This window comes from Pseudomonas sp. NFPP28, assembly GCF_900115535.1.
Lineage (GTDB): Bacteria > Pseudomonadota > Gammaproteobacteria > Pseudomonadales > Pseudomonadaceae > Aquipseudomonas > Aquipseudomonas extremorientalis.
Window position 1 is genome coordinate 255,233 of record NZ_FOWT01000001.1, and the last position, 17,262, is coordinate 272,494.

Genomic DNA, 17,262 nt, shown 5'->3' on the forward strand with positions numbered 1-17,262 from the left:
GGATTAGCGGTTTTCCAGGCTTGCTGCACGAGCATAAGGCAGAGCGCTTTCAGTGCCCTTCAGAGCCGATTCCTGTGCGTGTTGGCGCAGGTAGCCTGGAAGACGCTGGTCTTGCCAACCGGATTGCCCTTGCAGTACACCGTTGGCCATCGGGCCTGTGGTGTCAGCGCTTTCCTTGTAGCCGGCCAATACCGCTGGGCCTTTGACCTGCGGACCCGCCATTACCGGCTGCTGGGTCTGCTGAGCCAGTTCGGCACCGGCGATCTCGTCCTGGTTGTACAGGCGAACACCCGCCAGCACGGCGACAGTCACCGAGGCAGCAACCGCCAGGCGACCCAGGCTACGCCATGGACCACGAGCAGCCTTTGCCGGAACGGCTTCATCAGCCAGTGCAGCAGAAACGGCCGCAGCAATATCCAGACGAGGGATTAGAAGATCCTTGTGCATCACCGCCCGAGCGACTTGGTAACGAGACCAGGTATCACGGGTTTCGGCGTCATCAAATGCGTTGAGCACTCGACGAAGTTCCAGTTCATCCGCTTCGTTATCCATCACTGCGGACAGCGATTCCTGCAGGGCATCACGACTCATGGCGGTTCCTCTCTTGGCTGTCGCCGCTGTCTTTAGTTCTCTTGCAACAACGGTTGCAAGGCTTTATCGATGGCTTCCCGGGCCCGGAAAATCCGCGACCTTACAGTCCCCACCGGACACTGCATGACGCTCGCAATGTCTTCGTAACTCAGACCATCGAATTCACGTAAAGTTAACGCCGTACGCAAATCTTCTGGCAGTTGCTGAATTGTGCGATGAACGGTGCCTTCGATCTCGTCGCGCAGCAATGCACGCTCCGGCGACTCGAGATCCTTGAGGCCGTGATCACCATCGTAAAATTCCGCATCTTCTGAACTTACATCGCTATCCGGTGGGCGGCGTCCGCGAGACACCAGATAGTTCTTCGCCGTGTTGATGGCGATTCGGTATAGCCACGTGTAAAACGCACTATCACCGCGAAAGTTACCAAGTGCACGGTACGCCTTGATAAAGGCTTCCTGTGCAACGTCCTGCGCTTCATGGGTGTCGTGCACAAACCGCACGATCAACCCGAGAATTTTGTGCTGGTATTTCAGCACTAGCAGATCAAAAGCTCGCTTGTCGCCGCGTTGAACGCGCTCGACCAGCTGCTGATCCTCTTCCTGGGTTAGCATGAACACTCCTCGTAGTACTTGAAGGAGGCTTGCATAACTAAACGATCAGGCTTGCAAACATAGACTCGGTCTTTTCGCAAAAGTTCTCCCCCTTCAAGCAAGTTTCCGGCACGCACTGATTTGGCACACACGAAAAACGCAGCACGGGCAACGCCGACTGCGCGAATAATCTTGTCGTCGGTTTTCTGACGCGTCCAATGCTCCCGACGGGCCAATAAACTCAACGTTTTCCCAGCTTTCGGGCAACCTGCTATTGAGTCGGGGGCCATGCAAAAAGTTCCCGCCTCAATAACCAGCTGATTTTACCCGAGCCGTGCACCGTAATCTCACATTGCCACGAATGCCCGGCTATTGTGCCGCTCCACCCCTCTATATACTAGTAGCCCGTGTGACCCTTTGATTCGCCGATCCAGGCGTCCTGTTTGCGCCACCTCTTCGGATCGCTTTTTGCGGAATCCTTCAAATGAGCCAACAGTTTCAACACGATGTCCTGGTGATCGGCAGCGGTGCGGCCGGCTTGAGCCTTGCGCTGACCCTTCCCAGCCACCTGCGCATTGCGGTTCTGAGCAAAGGCGACCTGGCCAACGGCTCTACGTTCTGGGCCCAGGGCGGTGTCGCCGCGGTGCTGGACGACACCGACACCGTGCAATCCCACGTCGAAGACACCCTCAACGCCGGCGGCGGCCTGTGCAATGAAGAAGCGGTGCGTTTCACCGTCGAGCACAGCCGCGAGGCCATCCAATGGCTGATAGACCAGGGCGTCCCCTTTACCCGCGATGAACACGCAGGCAGCGACGACGGTGGTTTCGAGTTCCACCTGACCCGCGAGGGCGGCCACAGTCACCGCCGCATCATCCATGCCGCCGATGCCACCGGCGCGGCTATTTTCAGGACACTCCTCGACCAGGCCCGCCAACGCCCCAACATCGAATTGCTGGAGCAACGCGTCGCCGTCGACCTGATCACCGAAAAACGCCTGGGCCTGGACGGCGAGCGCTGCCTCGGCGCCTACGTGCTCAATCGCGGCAGCGGCGAGGTGGACACCTACGGCGCACGCTTCACCATCCTTGCCTCCGGTGGCGCGGCCAAAGTCTACCTCTATACCAGCAACCCCGATGGCGCCTGCGGTGATGGCATCGCCATGGCCTGGCGCTCCGGCTGCCGGGTGGCCAACCTGGAATTCAACCAGTTCCACCCCACCTGCCTGTATCACCCACAGGCCAAGAGTTTCCTGATCACCGAAGCGCTGCGTGGCGAAGGCGCGCACCTGAAACTGCCCAATGGCGAGCGCTTCATGCAGCGTTTCGACCCCCGTGCCGAACTGGCCCCGCGCGATATCGTCGCCCGCGCGATCGACCATGAAATGAAGCGCCTGGGCATCGACTGCGTGTATCTCGACATCAGCCACAAGCCCGAAGCCTTCATCAAGACCCACTTCCCCACCGTCTACGAGCGCTGCCTGGCCTTCAATATCGACATCACCAAAGGCCCAATCCCCGTAGTACCGGCCGCGCACTACACCTGCGGCGGCGTGATGGTCGACCAGCACGGACGTACCGACGTACCCGGCCTTTATGCGATTGGCGAAACCAGCTTCACCGGCCTGCACGGTGCCAACCGCATGGCCAGCAACTCGCTGCTCGAATGCTTCGTCTATGCGCGCTCTGCAGCGGCGGACATCCTTGAACAACTGCCGCGCATTCCGGTGCCCGCCGCCCTGCCCCGCTGGGACGCCAGCCAGGTGACCGACTCGGACGAAGATGTGATCATCGCGCACAACTGGGACGAGCTGCGCCGTTTCATGTGGGACTACGTGGGGATCGTGCGCACCAACAAGCGCCTGCAACGGGCGCAGCACCGGGTGCGGCTGCTGCTGGACGAGATCGATGAGTTCTACAGCAACTACAAAGTCAGCCGCGACCTGATCGAGCTGCGCAACCTGGCCCAGGTCGCCGAACTGATGATCCGCTCGGCCATGGAACGCAAGGAGAGCCGGGGCCTGCATTACACCCTCGACTACCCGCAGATGCTGCCCGAGGCCCGCGACACTATCCTGGTGCCAACCACCTACGGCGGCTGAACTTCAGGCGCACACGCAGGCGCCGATGCACATCGGCGGCCTGCGCGTCCCTGGGCACACAGGCTGAACGTACCCGCCATTCGCCCTGCACCCGATAACGCAGCACCACGATCAACGGCAACGCCAGGCTGTCGGGACGCAATTGCACGGCGTGCCAGCCCCGTGCGGCGCTCCATAGCTGCCAACCATCTTCATCGCGTCGCAGGCCACGAATCGACGAACGGTGAGTCAGCAAGATAGAACGCGGCAAAACCCAGGCGGCGTGCGCCAGGCACACCAGCATGCCCAGGCTCGAAAAAGGAAGTTGCATAAACATCAAGGCGCCCAGCGCAAACAGCTGGGCAAGCAGGTACGCCGCCAGCAACAGCCGCGAGGCCTGCCAGCGGCATTCAAAGCTATTACTTGGGCTGGACACGATCCAGGATCATGCGGACCATGCGCTGCAGCTCCGGGTCTTGCGACTCGGCGCGCTCCATGAACCAGCCGAACATGTCCTGGTCTTCGCACGTCAGCAGCCGCACATAGAGGTCGCGATCCACTTGATTGAGCGTCGCGTAGACCTCTTTGGTGAAAGGTACCAGCAACACATCCAACTCCAGCATGCCGCGACGGCTGTGCCAGTAGAGGCGATTGATTTCTACATCTTCGACCATGGAGCGCTCCTCAAATAGGCGGCAAGTATACAGACCCGACGGCACCGGAACAGTCGGCTTTGGTCGCCCCATACGGAAACTATCCATTTGCCGGGCGCCCCTCTATGATGCACCCATGACTTTTTTTGACCTGCGATGACCCATGGCCGACTCTGCTTTCTTCTGCCCCCTGTCCCACGAAGGCGTTCTCGCCGTCCGCGGTTCCGACGCTGCCAAATTCCTTCAGGGCCAACTGACCTGCAACCTCAATTACCTGAGCGACACCCAGGCCAGCCTCGGCGCGCGCTGCACGCAAAAAGGGCGCATGCAGTCGAGCTTCCGCATCCTGCTGCAAGGTGACGGCGTGTTGCTGGCCATGGCCAGCGAGCTGCTGGAGCCGCAACTGGCGGACCTGAAAAAATACGCCGTGTTTTCCAAGTCCAAACTCACCGATGAAAGCGCCGCCTGGGTGCGCTTCGGCCTGATGAATGCCGACCCGGCCCTGACGGGTCTTGGCCTTGAGCTGCCTGCCGAGACCGACAGCGTCGTGCGCAACGATACGTTGATCGCCATCCGCGTCTCCCCTGGCCGCGCTGAACTTTGGGTACCTGCCGAGCAAGGCGACGCCGTACGCAGTCAATTGGCTGCAACCCTTGAACAAACCGATCTGAATGAATGGCTGCTGGGACAGATCCGCGCCGGCATCGGCCAGGTCATGCCCCAGACCCGCGAACTGTTCATTCCACAGATGCTCAACCTGCAGGCCGTGGGCGGCGTCAGCTTCAAGAAAGGCTGCTACACCGGCCAGGAAATCGTCGCGCGCATGCAGTACCTGGGCAAACTCAAACGTCGCCTGTACCGCCTGAGTCTCGATACGTCTGAAATGCCCGCGCCAGGCACTCCGTTGTTTTCTCCCAGCCATAACAGCTCGATCGGCGAAGTGGTAATCGCCGCAAAAGCTGACCAGACCGTTGAACTTCTGGCCGTATTGCAAGCCGAAGCTGCCGATAGTGAAGATGTGCACCTGGGCGCGCTGGAGGGTCCCCGCTTGCAACTGCTCGACCTGCCTTACACGCTCGACCGCGATCGAGAGATCCAGCGCTGATCGCCGTACCTTTGTTGCAACACCCTAGAGAGCATGAATGAACAAGCTGGCGGAAAAAGTCCAACAGGCTTTGGTGAGGGCCATCGATAACGATGACCTGGTTCTGCCGACATTGCCGGAAGTGGCCCTGAATATTCGTCAGGCCGCCGAAGACCCGGAGATCAGCATCAGCCACTTGAGCAAAGTAATCGGTCGCGACACCGCACTGTCGGCACGCCTGATCAAAGTGGTCAACAGCCCGTTGCTGCGCGCGACCCAGGAAGTCACCGACCTGCACACCGCCATCACCCGGCTGGGTACCAACTACAGCAGCAACCTGGCGATCGGCCTGGTCATGGAGCAGATCTTCCACGCGCGCTCCGACGTGGTCGAACAAAAGATGCGTGATGTGTGGCGCCGCAGCCTGGAGGTCGCGGGTGTGAGTTATGCCCTGTGTCGCAGCCATTCCCAACTCAAGCCGGACCAGGCGGCCCTTGGCGGCCTGGTGCACCAGATCGGTGTGCTGCCGATCCTGACGTACGCCGAAGACCACTATGAGCTGCTCGCCGACCCGGTCAGCCTCAACCACGTCATCGAGAGCATCCACCCGCTGCTGGGCGACAAACTGCTGGGCGGCTGGGACTTTCCGGAAATGCTGGCGAAACTGCCGGGCCAATACCTGGACCTGGAGCGCGATTCAGCCCGCCTCGACTACATCGACCTGGTACAGGTCGCCGTGCTGTATTGCCATCGCGGCACCGATCATCCATTGGCAAACGTTGCGGTCTCCACCTTGCCGGCGATCAAGAAACTACGGGTCGACCCTTACAGCGACGCCTTGCGCGCCGAGCTGGATGAAGCGCGCTCGATGTTCTATTGATCAACCCGCGATAAAACTCACGCGCACCTTCAAGCCGGCGTGCTCGCCATCGTGCAGGCTAATCTGCGCCAGGTGCGCCCGGCAGATTTCGCCGACGATCGCCAGCCCCAGGCCTGAGCCCATGCCCTGCTGGCTGCGCCGGTAGAAACGCTCGAACACCCGGTCCCGTTCATCCAGCGGGATGCCCGGCCCGTCATCTTCCACTTCCAGCACCGCCGGCGCCGTCACCCGCAGGATCACATTGCCGCCCGGTGGCGTGTGGGCCAGGGCGTTGTCCACCAGGTTGCTCAACAACTCGTTCAATAGGGTAGGCTCGCCACGCAGCCACACCGGCTCGTCGGCTTCCAGCGCCAATGCCACACCGCGCGCATGGGCCAGCGGTGCCATGGCCATGCCCAACTCACGGGCCAGTTGGCTGAGGTCGAGCAACTGCGCGCCGCCTTCGGCAATGGCACGCGCCCCATTTTCGATGCGCGCCAGGGACAACAGTTGATTGGCCAGGTGGGTCAGGCGGTCAGTGCCCTGGGCGGCGGCTTCGAGGGTGCTGCGCCAGGTGGCGGGGTCCTCGGCGCGCAAGCCCAGTTCCAGCCGGGCCTTGAGGGCTGCCAGTGGCGTGCGCAGTTCATGGGCCGCATCGGCAATGAACTGCGCCTGGCGTTCGAACTGGCCGCGCAGGCGTTCGGTGAAATGGTTGAGGGAACGCACCAATGGGCCGAACTCATGCTGCACTTCCACCAGGGGCAACGGCCGCAGGTCGTCAGGCTGACGCTCCTCCACTGCCGTACGCAGGCGCTCGAGCGGCCGCAACGCCGCACTCACGGCAAACCACACCAGCAACAGTGCGCCGACGGCGAGCATGCCCAGGCGCAGCAGGGTATCGGCCATGAGGCTGCGGGCCATGCTCACGCGCGCTTCATCGGTTTCGGCAACGCGGATTTCGGCCATGCCGTTCATGTTCGGTTCGGAAACGGCCTTGAGCAGGCTCACCACGCGTACCTGCTGGCCCTGGTAGATGGCGTCGTAGAAGCGCGCCAATGCCGGATAGTCATCGGTGCGTGGCGTACCCGGCGGTGGACCGGGAAGGTTTTCGTAGCCGGAGATCAGCTTCTGGTCGATGTCGTTGACCTGGTAGTAAATGCGCCCGGCACTGTCATAGGCAAAGGTGTCCAGGGCCACGTAGGGCACGTTGGCGCTCAGGGTGCCATCCACCTGGGTCAAGCCGGCGGCGATGGTACGCGCAGAGGCCAGCAGCGTGCGGTCGTAGGCGGTATCGGCGGCCTCGCGACCGTTCCAGTAGGCGCTCATGCCACTGGCCAGCATCAACAGCACCAGCAACAGCGCCAGGTTCCACAGCAAGCGCCAGCGCAGGCTGCTGGGCTTATGCATCGCGGGCTTCCAACAGGTAACCGAGGCCACGGAAGGTCACGATGGCGATGGGCTGGCCATCGAGTTTCTTGCGCAGGCGATGCACATAGATTTCGATGGCATCGGGGCTGGCCTCCTCGTCCAGGCCGAACACCTGGGAAGCCAGTTGTTCCTTGCTCATCACCCGACCCGGGCGGGCAATCAGCGCTTCGAGTACGGCTTGCTCGCGGGAGGTGAGTGTCATCAGTTCACCCCCTACGGTAAAGCGCCGGGTGTCGAGGTCGTACACCAGCACGCCGCAGGCCTGCTGACGCTCTCCGCCCAGCACGCTACGCCGCAGCAGCGCCTTGACCCGCGCTTCCAACTCCGTGAGTTCGAACGGTTTGGCGAGATAGTCGTCCGCCCCAAGATTGAGGCCGTGCACGCGGTCTTTCACATCACTGCGTGCCGTCAGCATCAGCACCGGCAGATTTTTCCCACGGGCACGCAGACGTGCGAGCACCTCGAAACCATCCATGCGTGGCAGCCCCACATCGAGGATCGCCGCCGCGTACTCCTCGCTGCTCAGGGCCAGGTCCGCCGCCACGCCATCGTGCAGCACGTCAACGGTCAGACCCGTGCTCTTGAGCGCTTGCGCAACACTTTCGGCGAGTTGCAGATGGTCTTCAACCAGCAAGACACGCATGGATTGCTACCTCATTCAGGGGTGGTCGGTGCCACGCTTTGGCGGGCAGTTTACAGGCGCCGACCGGCCTGTGAAGCCCGAAAACATTGAAAGCCGACTGAAAGGTTAGTGAAAGCTTCGCCCTTTAGCATCCAGCCTCGGTGGTCTATGCCCGCCAAGCTGCCTTATCCGCAGCGCCCGAAAAACGCCTCGAAGCGTTTTCGCCAAAAATAAGAACAATAACGGAGTACACAACGATGCTGTCGACACAGCCCCAGGCCTCCTCGCCTGTTCGTTTTTCTCGCCTGACCCAGACCGCCCTCGCCAGTGCTGCTACCCTTGCCGGCTTTTCGCCGCTTAGCCAGGCTGCCTTCTTCGAAGACAGTAGCGCGACCCTGGAAACCCGCAACATGTACTTCAACCGCGACTTTCGCGATGGCACCAGCGCGCAGCAATCCAAGCGCGACGAGTGGGCCCAGGGCTTCATGCTCAACCTGCAATCGGGCTACACCGACGGCACCGTGGGCTTCGGCGTGGATGCGCTGGGCATGCTCGGGGTCAAGCTCGACTCCAGCCCCGACCGCACCGGCACCGGCCTGCTGCCCACCCATGACGATGGCCGCGCCGCCGACGAATATTCCAAGCTGGGCCTGACCGGCAAAGTGAAGATCTCGGCCACCGAGCTGAAGATCGGTTCGCTGATCCCCGAGCTGCCGATCCTCAAGCCCAACGACGGGCGCATCCTGCCGCAAACCTTCAACGGCGGCCTGATCACCTCCAGGGAGTTCAAGAACCTGGTGTTCACCGGCGGGCGCCTGGACAAAGCCAAGGACCGTGACGACACCAATTACGAGGACATTGCCCTCAACAACAAGAACAGCCGCTTCGTCAGCGGCGCCACCGGCAAGCATTTCAATTTTGGCGGGGCCGACTACAAGTTCGCCGACAAGATCACCGGCAGCTACCACTTCGCCCAACTCGACGATGTGTACCGCCAGCACTTCCTCGGCCTGGTGGCTGCGCGCCCGATGGGTCCCGGTACGTTCGGCACCGACCTGCGTTTGGCCATCAGCGATGACACTGGCGCCGCCCGTGGCGGCAAGATCGACAACACCTCCCTCAACGGCCTGTTCAGCTATGCCCTCAACGGCCACAAGCTCAGCGCCGGTTACCAGCACATGTCCGGTGACAGCGCCTTCCCCTATGTGGATGGCAGCGACCCGTACCTGGTCAACTTCGTACAGATCAACGACTTTGCCGGCGCCCAAGAGCGTTCCTGGCAGGCGCGCTACGACTTCGACTTCGCCAAGCTGGGCATTCCCGGCCTGAGCTTCATGAGCCGTTACCTCTCAGGTGACAACATCAAGCTCAAGAACGGCGAGACCGGCAAGGAGTGGGAGCGCAACACCGAGATCAAGTATGTGGTGCAAGCCGGCACGTTCAAGGACGTGGCCGTGCGCCTGCGCAACGCCACGTACCGCTCCAACTACTCGGCCCGTGATGCGGACGAAGTGCGTCTGCTGGTCAGCTACAGCGTTGCACTTTGGTAAGTAGTGCCTGGTAAGCCATTCATAACAACAACGACGGAGATAACCATGACCCTTTCACTGCGTAAACTGGCCCTCGCCGCCGGCTGCATGCTGTTCGCCGGCCAACTGCTGGCCGCTGACGAACCCAAGCGCCCAGAGTGCATCGCCCCGGCCTCGCCGGGTGGTGGTTTTGACCTGACCTGCAAACTGGCGCAAAGCGCGCTGGTCAACGAGAAGCTGCTGAGCAAGCCGATGCGCGTGACCTACATGCCCGGTGGGGTGGGCGCGGTGGCCTACAACGCCGTGGTCGCCCAGCGTCCTGCGGATGCCGGCACGCTGGTGGCCTGGTCCAGCGGTTCGCTGTTGAACCTGGCCCAGGGCAAGTTCGGCCGCTTCGATGAAAGCGCCGTGCGCTGGCTCGCGGCGGTCGGCACCAGCTACGGGGCTATCGCGGTGAAAGCCGATTCGCCCTACAAAACCCTCGACGACCTCGTCAAAGCCTTGAAGAAAGATCCGGGCAGCGTGGTGATCGGTTCCGGTGGCACCGTCGGCAGCCAGGACTGGATGCAAACCGCGCTGATCGCCAAGGCTGCCGGAATCAACCCGCGCGAACTGCGTTATGTCGCCCTTGAAGGCGGCGGTGAAATTGCCACCGCCCTGCTCGGCGGCCATATCCAGGTGGGCAGTACCGACATTTCCGACTCCATGCCGCACATCCTGAGCGGCGACATGCGCCTGCTGGCGGTGTTCTCCGAACAGCGCCTGGACGAGCCGGAAATGAAGAACATTCCGACCGCCAAAGAGCAAGGCTACGACATCGTCTGGCCAGTGGTGCGTGGCTTCTACCTCGGGCCAAAAGTCAGCGATGCCGACTACGCCTGGTGGAAAGAGGCGTTCGACAAACTGCTGGCCTCCGAGGAGTTCGCCAAGCTGCGTGACCAACGCGAGCTGTTCCCGTTCGCCATGACCGGGCCGGAACTGGACACCTACGTGAAGAAACAGGTGGCTGACTACAAAGTGCTGGCCAAAGAGTTCGGCCTGATCCAGTAATCGCCCCTCTTTTGTGCGGCCACGCCCTTTAGCCAAGCGGCGTGGCCCAGGAGTTCCACATGCTCTTACAACGCATTTTCGCCGCCGCGCTGCTGCTGGCCTGCGCCGGCCTCGCGCTGATGGCCTGGCCGTACCAGGCGTCGTTTTCCTACGAGCCGGTGGGGCCGCGCGCCTACCCGCTGCTGATGCTCGGGCTGATGAGCCTGGCACTGATCTACATGCTGTTTCGTCCACAGCCGACCAAACACACCGAAGAAGAACCCGCGCTGGACCGCGAAACCCTGATCAAGATCGGCGTGTGCGTCGCGCTGTTGATCGTGTTCGCCGGCACCTTCGAACCCCTGGGCTTCATCCTCAGCAGCATGCTGATCGGCATTCCCATGGCGCGCTTGTACGGTGGTCGCTGGTTGCCCAGCGTGGTGATCGTCACGTTGATGGCCATCGGCTTGTACCTGCTGTTCGACAAAGCCATGGATGTACCGCTGCCCCTCGGCCTGCTCGACGTACTGGAGAACTGACATGGATACTTTCGGCTACCTGGGCCAGGGCTTCGGCGTTGCACTGTCCCCTTACAACCTGGTGACCGCGTTGTGCGGCACCCTGATCGGCACCGTGGTCGGCCTGTTGCCGGGCCTGGGCCCGATCAACGGCGTGGCGCTGTTGATCCCCATCGCCTTCGCCCTGGGCCTGCCGCCTGAATCGGCGCTGATCCTGCTGGCAGCCGTGTACCTGGGCTGCGAATACGGTGGGCGCATCAGCTCGATCCTGCTGAACATCCCGGGCGAAGCGTCCACCGTGATGACCACTCTCGACGGCTACCCCATGGCCCGCAAAGGCCTCGCCGGTGTGGCGCTGTCGCTGTCGGCCTGGAGTTCGTTCATCGGCGCGTTTATCGCCACCTGCGGCATGGTGCTGTTTGCGCCGTTGCTGGCCAAATGGGCGATTGCCTTCGGCCCGGCGGAATATTTCGTACTGATGGTGTTCGCAATTGTCTGTCTCGGCGGCATGGCTGGCGACAAACCGCTGAAGACTTTTGTGGCAGCACTGATCGGCCTGTTCCTCTCGGCGGTCGGCATCGACGCCAACAGCGGTGTGTATCGCTTCACCGGCGACAACATCCACCTCACCGACGGCATCCAGTTCGTCGTGCTGGTACTGGGCCTGTTCTCCATCAGCGAGATCCTGTTGCTGCTGGAGAAAACCCACCGTGGGCAGGAGGCAGTCAAAGCCACCGGGCGCATGATGTTCAACCTGAAAGAAGCGGGCGCGGTCTTCGTGGTGAATATCCGCTGCGGCCTGCTCGGCTTCATCATGGGCGTATTGCCGGGTGCCGGCGCTACCTTGGCCTCGGCCGTTGCCTACATGACCGAAAAACGCCTGGCCGGTGCCAGCGGTAAATTCGGCCAGGGCGACATGCGCGGCCTCGCCGCTCCGGAAACCGCCATCGGCGCGTCCGCCTGCGGTGCCCTGGTGCCGATGCTGACCCTCGGCGTCCCCGGTTCGGGCACCACCGCGGTGATGATCGGCGCACTGTCGCTGTACAACATCACCCCGGGCCCGCTGCTGTTCCAACAGCAACCGGACATCGTCTGGGGCCTGATCGCCTCGTTGTTCATCGCCAACATCATGCTGGTGATCCTCAACATCCCGATGATCCGCATCTTCACGCGCATCCTCGCCGTGCCGAACTGGGCGCTGGTACCGGTGATCGCAATCATCACCGCCATCGGGGTATACGCGGTGCACGCCACCACCTTCGACCTGTTCCTGATGGTCGGTATCGGCATCTTCGGCTACATCCTGCGCAAGCTCGACTTCCCGCTGTCGCCGGTGCTGCTGGGTTTTATCCTTGGCGGCCTGATGGAGCAGAACCTGCGCCGTGCGCTGTCGATCTCCAACGGTGACTTGCAGATCCTGTGGTCGAGCCCGATCACCTTTGGTGTGTGGGTACTGACCGCGCTGATGCTGGCTTTCCCGTTGCTGCGCATCTACCGTAAACGTGCCCTGCAGCGTCGTGCCGTGGCCGATGTCTGAGGTCACCTTTAAACATTGGTGGGGCACACCGCTGGTCGGCCTGGCCGGCGGATTCCTGGCCAGCCTGGTCGGCTGGCCTTTGCCGTACATGGTCGGTTCGCTGCTGGCGATCATCCTGGTGCGCTGCCTCACGCCGTGGCAGCTGGCGGAGATTCCCGGCGGGCGCAAATGCGGCCAATGGGTGGTGGGCATCGGCATCGGCCTGCACTTCACCCCGGTGGTGATCGAACAGGTGATGAGCCACTTCGGGCTGATCTTCTTCGGCGCACTGGTCACCAGCCTGTCGAGCGTGGTGGGCGTGTGGTTGATGCGCCGTAGCGGTGAAGACCGCGCCACGGCGTTCTTCTCGAGCATGCCCGGCGGTTCCGGTGAGATGGTCAACCTCGGCGCGCGTAATGGTGCGGTGCTCAGCCGTGTTGCGGCAGGGCAGAGTCTGCGGGTGCTGATGGTGGTGTTGTGTGTGCCGGCGATTTTCAAGTACTTGCTGGAAGGCGGTACACCGCAGTTTCATCCGGCGCCGGTGAACTGGCCGTGGCTGCTGGCGCTGTTTCCGCTGGGCGCCTTGGTCGCCTGGGGTTGGCAGCGCTTGCGCCAGCCCAACCCTTGGTTGTTCGGGCCGTTGCTGGTGAGTGCCACAGCCAGCGTGGTCTGGGACCTGCATATCGGCCTGCCCGATGGCGGCAGCCAGATTGGCCAGTGGTTGATCGGTAGTGGCCTGGGTTGCCACTTCAACCGGCAGTTCTTTCGTCGGGCGCCGTCGTTCATGGGGCGCACCTTGATTGGCACCGCGTTGACCATGGCGCTGGCGACGTTGGCGGCGGTGGGGCTGAGTGCAGTGACTCACTTGGATTTACGCTCGCTGACCCTGGGCATGATGCCCGGTGGCATTGCCGAGATGAGTCTCACGGCCGAGACCCTGCAACTGTCGGTACCGTTGGTGACGGCGATGCAGGTGATGCGGTTGTTGTTTGTGCTGTTTCTGGCGGAGCCGTTGTTCAGGCACTGGAACCGGCAACCGTAATCCACCTGTTTCAAGTAGCCCGTCCTGGGCCGCTACCGCTGGTCGGCACTGTCATTTCTCACAGCTTGTCGCCGCACTGCCCCTGGCTTTGAATGAAATCCGAACTCCCCGCATGCGCGATGAGCCAGCGTTCTATTTCAATCAGGGATCACGATCATGACAACCGTTACCGGTACACCAATCACAACCAACTTCGGCACTCCCAAAACGCAGGATGAAGAGGTCTACGAATTCGACCTCAGCAAACCCGAGCATATCCCCCCTGTCGCGTTCGAAGAATTATCATTAAATATACCCGGCCTCAGGCAGCCCTATACTGAGTACGATGGCGGGATCAATAAAGCAGCGAAAAATCTCCACCCTGAAAAAGGTCTCTTGTGTATTCTGAATCCATACTTGGATATGATAGAAAATGATTTCGTCGAGCTGTTCTTCGGAAGTGCTATTGAGCCAGCTGCCTTTACGACAGTTTCTGCTACCCAAGCTTCGGCGGGGTTATCGATTTCCTTGTATGTGTCACTCGCATGGCTTGAATACGGTCCCGTTTTTCCCTGTTTTTTCAGGGTCACGCGCGCTGGCGGAGGCGACGCGGAGACGAAAAAATTCAGGTTCTTTGTTGACGATGTTGAACCTGCCGGGCCCAACCCAGACGATGCAACTTATCACGACTATATAACTGCACCGCAATTGGAGAAACACATCATCGAAAATGGCGTGCAGCCAGAAGATGCTCAGATGGGTGTCAAGATACAGATCCACAAGTACCCAAATAGACAAGGTCTGAACCCGCTTTATGATTGGGCCGCACAAGATACAATTTGGCTAAGACTCAACGGCCATGTTGTGAGACACGAAGTAACAGAGGACGAAGCGAAAGGTACGGCCCCAATCACCATCACCGTCTACGATGCCAAATGGAAAGAAGTCGGCTACGGCGCCGTGATCATTCAACATTATGTGATAGACAAAGCTGGGAATAAAACAGTTTCCCCCTCCCCGCTGACAATTGTCGAGTCTTTTGTCGGCAACCCACATCCTCTTTTAGCTCCACCTTTTATCGCTGAGGTTAACGATGAAGGGAAGGTAGATATTGGCCTACTGGACGGTGAAGATGCGACCATCGTTATTAATGTCCCTGGCAACGACTTCCTAAAATTCGATGTAATAAAAGTAATTGCAGTGGGATATACCGCCGCAGGAACCCGTGTCGAAAAGGAATATACCGGCACCATCGACTCAGTCTTTACTAACAAGTATATTTCCCTGCCTTTCAAGGATTTAGAAACACTGGTCGGCGGAACCCTGCGTATTCACTTCGAACGTATGCGCGAAGGGGTCACACCTCATCGTCGTTCGAGAGTCAATGTATATGACATCATTGGCCACGCGATCCCGGTCGAGCTTCCTCCGGCGATAATTCTTCAGGCACCAGATGGCAATATACCGGCAGACTCTGCATCGATTACCGTCTGGATCAATCACTATCCAGGACAAGACCCGTCCGACGCGGTGATGTTGATTTTAATTGGGACCTACGCTAATGGAGCCGGTTACTATCGAGAAGTAGGGCCGCGACCCGCCGGAACAGGCAACATTATCTTCAACATCACAAACGGTCCCAACGGCGACATTGCCGGTCTTGAAGGAGGCACACTGGACGTTCATTACTCAGTCACGAATGAGGCCGGAACTCGTCCGTCCGAACCTGCCACCTTTGATGTAGGCGAACTTGTCCCTTCATTTGATCCTGTTGAGATTGAGGAGGCCCCGAAACCAGATTATGTGTTTGATCCATCCGTGAGCCTTTTTGGTGCAACCGTTTTTGTCAAGCGCAACTCGGCCTTTACTCAAGGCAGTACCGTTACATTGCATTTTGAAGGTTCGGCAGCGGGTGGCAGCACCACTAAACCTTTCCTCATTATTCCCATCTGGGTGGGGAGAGACCTATACTTCGATATCGAACGTTCTGTCGTGGTAAAAAACCTCGACAAATCAGCCAGGCTTTATTACACACTGACCAAGGCAAATGAACGTACGCGTATTTCCCATGCAGTGGATATGCGAGTTGGGGCGCCGCTGAATCTTCCAGTGCCGCAAATATTGGAGTCGACTGTTATAGAGCAAGGCAAAAGTGCGACGATGAATCCTGTTCACGTGCTAAATCCACCCGTAGCTACGTATCGCGTGCGTTATAAAATGCTCAACAGCGACCTGATTCAACCCTATTTTACAGGCAAGCCAGGTTTGGGAACGCCGACGATTACGCCGAAGTATGGAAACGCGGCGGATGGTTTTGTTGACTTTCAGATAAGCAATTCAGTGATCGCCGCCAACTTGGAAAGACACGTTATCGTACAATACAGGGTAACTCGGGGAAATGCGAAGTTACTGTCAGACCCATTGGACCTGGAAATACAAGCACTCCCTAACTCCGCCGCGAACGTGGTGAGCATTCCCCAAGCGTCAGGAGGTCAAGTCGACGCCAATACTGCCAACACGGTACAAGTGCTCGAATACCCCTTTATGCAGCGAGGTCAGCCCGTTTGGATATCTTTTGAGCATGATGATGGAACACCGGATTATCTGGTGCGTGACGGCGACCCGGTAACGCTCACAGAGTACAACTCCAGAAAAATCGTCACCTCTATCCCCAACGACTACCTGAAATCACGCCCAAATGGGAGCCTCCTTCGCATTAAAACACAGGTCTCAATGGATGGACTCAATAGCCAAAACTCTACCGTGCGCTTGTATGCACCACCCTACAGTATTAAAAGACAGGCGGGGATTGTTGCTCACATTGATGTAGGTGCAACCCCTAGGAGATTGGTACTCAGCCCAGATGGAAGCAGGGTCTACGTGACCAACCATGATTCTCACACCATCTCGGTAATCTCAACAGCCTCCCACAAGGTAATTCACACCATCACTGGATTAAACAGGCCCTATGCAATCACTGTAAGTCCAGATGGCGGAAGATTGTACGTGTGCAACTTAGGTTCACAACGTGTAACAGTCATCAACACGACCAACTATGCCTTCATCAATCAGATACCGGGGTTTGCCGCCCCCTATTCTATTCTATTGAACAAAGATGGCTCACGCCTATATGTGTCCTGTAATGCTTCACACGCTGTGTATACCCATGACGCGCTCGATGGCAGGCGCCTACATACGTTATCAGGGTATACCAACGCTGCCGGGCTGGCTTTCAACCCAAGCCAAACCCGACTTTATGCAGGCACCAGAAACACACTTTTTGTTATTGACCCACAGTCCAATGCCGCAGTAGCATCAATTTCAGGATTCACTAACCCTCGAGACATGGCTTATAGTCCGCACAACACCAGCACAAACCCTACGCTGTACGTGGCTAATAGCAGCGGCGCGAGTGTTCATATAATTAATGCGGGCTCCAATACCAGACGCAGTATCCTTTCCGATTTTTCCAATCCATTCGGCATCGTCATGCACCCTACCCAGCCACTCGCCTATGTTACCGACTACAATAATAATACGGTAAAAATAATAGATACCATTCAGGAAAGGGTGATCGATGCCATCTCGGGGTTCAATGGTCCCTACGGAGTGGCTATCAGCAATGACGGTTCCACCCTTTATGTGATCAATGGCGTGGGTGGCACAGTAGCGGTTTTAAACACCTGAGTTTTAATCACCCAGAAACAAAATGCCCCGTGCGTTACAGCCCGGGGCATTT

At 59.4% G+C, this 17,262-nt stretch carries 15 protein-coding genes; 9 read left to right on the forward strand and 6 right to left on the reverse strand.

What is annotated here, in order from left to right; translation table 11 throughout:
• Nucleotides 1–3: 3 nt before the first annotated feature.
• Together BM110_RS01300 and rpoE are read right to left on the reverse strand one after the other, a co-directional pair.
• Nucleotides 4–591 carry a sigma-E factor negative regulatory protein gene (locus tag BM110_RS01300; protein ID WP_071488935.1) on the reverse strand — a complete coding sequence of 196 codons (588 nt, stop codon included), beginning with the start codon at nucleotides 589–591 and terminating at the stop codon, nucleotides 4–6.
• Nucleotides 592–623: 32 nt separating this feature from the next.
• On the reverse strand, nucleotides 624–1,205 hold the full coding sequence (gene rpoE / locus BM110_RS01305) for an RNA polymerase sigma factor RpoE/AlgU (RefSeq protein ID WP_003172477.1): 582 nt from the start codon (nucleotides 1,203–1,205) through the stop codon (nucleotides 624–626).
• A gap of 463 nt (nucleotides 1,206–1,668) precedes the next feature.
• Here rpoE and nadB point away from each other — a divergent pair, with 463 nt between their 5' ends.
• Entirely contained in the window at nucleotides 1,669–3,285 is a 1,617-nt protein-coding gene (nadB, locus tag BM110_RS01310) for an L-aspartate oxidase (protein WP_058425145.1), read from the forward strand.
• Here the strand turns inward: nadB and BM110_RS01315 are convergent.
• On the reverse strand, nucleotides 3,254–3,700 hold the full coding sequence (locus BM110_RS01315; RefSeq protein WP_071488933.1) for a protein YgfX: 447 nt from the start codon (nucleotides 3,698–3,700) through the stop codon (nucleotides 3,254–3,256). The genes nadB and BM110_RS01315 overlap by 32 nt on opposite strands.
• Nucleotides 3,684–3,938, reverse strand: coding sequence for an FAD assembly factor SdhE (locus BM110_RS01320; protein WP_071488932.1), 255 nt, complete (start codon nucleotides 3,936–3,938; stop codon nucleotides 3,684–3,686). The genes BM110_RS01315 and BM110_RS01320 overlap by 17 nt, the downstream gene beginning before the upstream one ends.
• 142 nt (nucleotides 3,939–4,080) lie before the next feature.
• Between BM110_RS01320 and BM110_RS01325 the strand changes: the two genes are divergently transcribed.
• On the forward strand, nucleotides 4,081–5,022 hold the full coding sequence (locus BM110_RS01325) for a CAF17-like 4Fe-4S cluster assembly/insertion protein YgfZ (protein WP_092247204.1): 942 nt from the start codon (nucleotides 4,081–4,083) through the stop codon (nucleotides 5,020–5,022).
• Between the two features lie 37 nt (nucleotides 5,023–5,059).
• The gene (locus BM110_RS01330) at nucleotides 5,060–5,881 is read left to right on the forward strand and encodes an HDOD domain-containing protein (RefSeq protein ID WP_092247201.1); all 822 of its coding nucleotides are present in this window, start codon (nucleotides 5,060–5,062) and stop codon (nucleotides 5,879–5,881) included.
• On the opposite strand, the gene BM110_RS01335 is transcribed toward BM110_RS01330, so the two are convergent.
• Nucleotides 5,882–7,267, reverse strand: coding sequence for a sensor histidine kinase (locus BM110_RS01335; RefSeq protein WP_071488929.1), 1,386 nt, complete (start codon nucleotides 7,265–7,267; stop codon nucleotides 5,882–5,884).
• Entirely contained in the window at nucleotides 7,260–7,931 is a 672-nt protein-coding gene (locus BM110_RS01340) for a response regulator (protein ID WP_010212220.1), read from the reverse strand. Before BM110_RS01340 ends, BM110_RS01335 begins: the two co-directional genes overlap by 8 nt.
• A gap of 236 nt (nucleotides 7,932–8,167) precedes the next feature.
• Between BM110_RS01340 and BM110_RS01345 the strand changes: the two genes are divergently transcribed.
• The 6 genes from BM110_RS01345 (at nucleotide 8,168) to BM110_RS01370 (ending at nucleotide 17,210) form a co-directional block, all read left to right on the forward strand.
• Entirely contained in the window at nucleotides 8,168–9,460 is a 1,293-nt protein-coding gene (locus BM110_RS01345; protein WP_093512077.1) for an OprD family porin, read from the forward strand.
• 39 nt (nucleotides 9,461–9,499) lie between these two features.
• Complete coding sequence (locus BM110_RS01350; protein WP_170856104.1) at nucleotides 9,500–10,489, forward strand: Bug family tripartite tricarboxylate transporter substrate binding protein; 990 nt, start codon at nucleotides 9,500–9,502, stop codon at nucleotides 10,487–10,489.
• 59 nt (nucleotides 10,490–10,548) lie between these two features.
• The gene (locus BM110_RS01355; RefSeq protein WP_071488927.1) at nucleotides 10,549–11,007 is read left to right on the forward strand and encodes a tripartite tricarboxylate transporter TctB family protein; all 459 of its coding nucleotides are present in this window, start codon (nucleotides 10,549–10,551) and stop codon (nucleotides 11,005–11,007) included.
• 1 nt (nucleotide 11,008) lies between these two features.
• Nucleotides 11,009–12,523: a tripartite tricarboxylate transporter permease gene (locus tag BM110_RS01360; protein ID WP_092247192.1), complete on the forward strand. Its 1,515-nt coding sequence runs from the start codon at nucleotides 11,009–11,011 to the stop codon at nucleotides 12,521–12,523.
• Entirely contained in the window at nucleotides 12,516–13,544 is a 1,029-nt protein-coding gene (locus BM110_RS01365) for an AbrB family transcriptional regulator (protein WP_093512079.1), read from the forward strand. Before BM110_RS01360 ends, BM110_RS01365 begins: the two co-directional genes overlap by 8 nt.
• A gap of 156 nt (nucleotides 13,545–13,700) precedes the next feature.
• Nucleotides 13,701–17,210 carry a YncE family protein gene (locus BM110_RS01370; protein ID WP_093512081.1) on the forward strand — a complete coding sequence of 1,170 codons (3,510 nt, stop codon included), beginning with the start codon at nucleotides 13,701–13,703 and terminating at the stop codon, nucleotides 17,208–17,210.
• The last annotated feature ends 52 nt before the right edge of the window (nucleotides 17,211–17,262 follow it).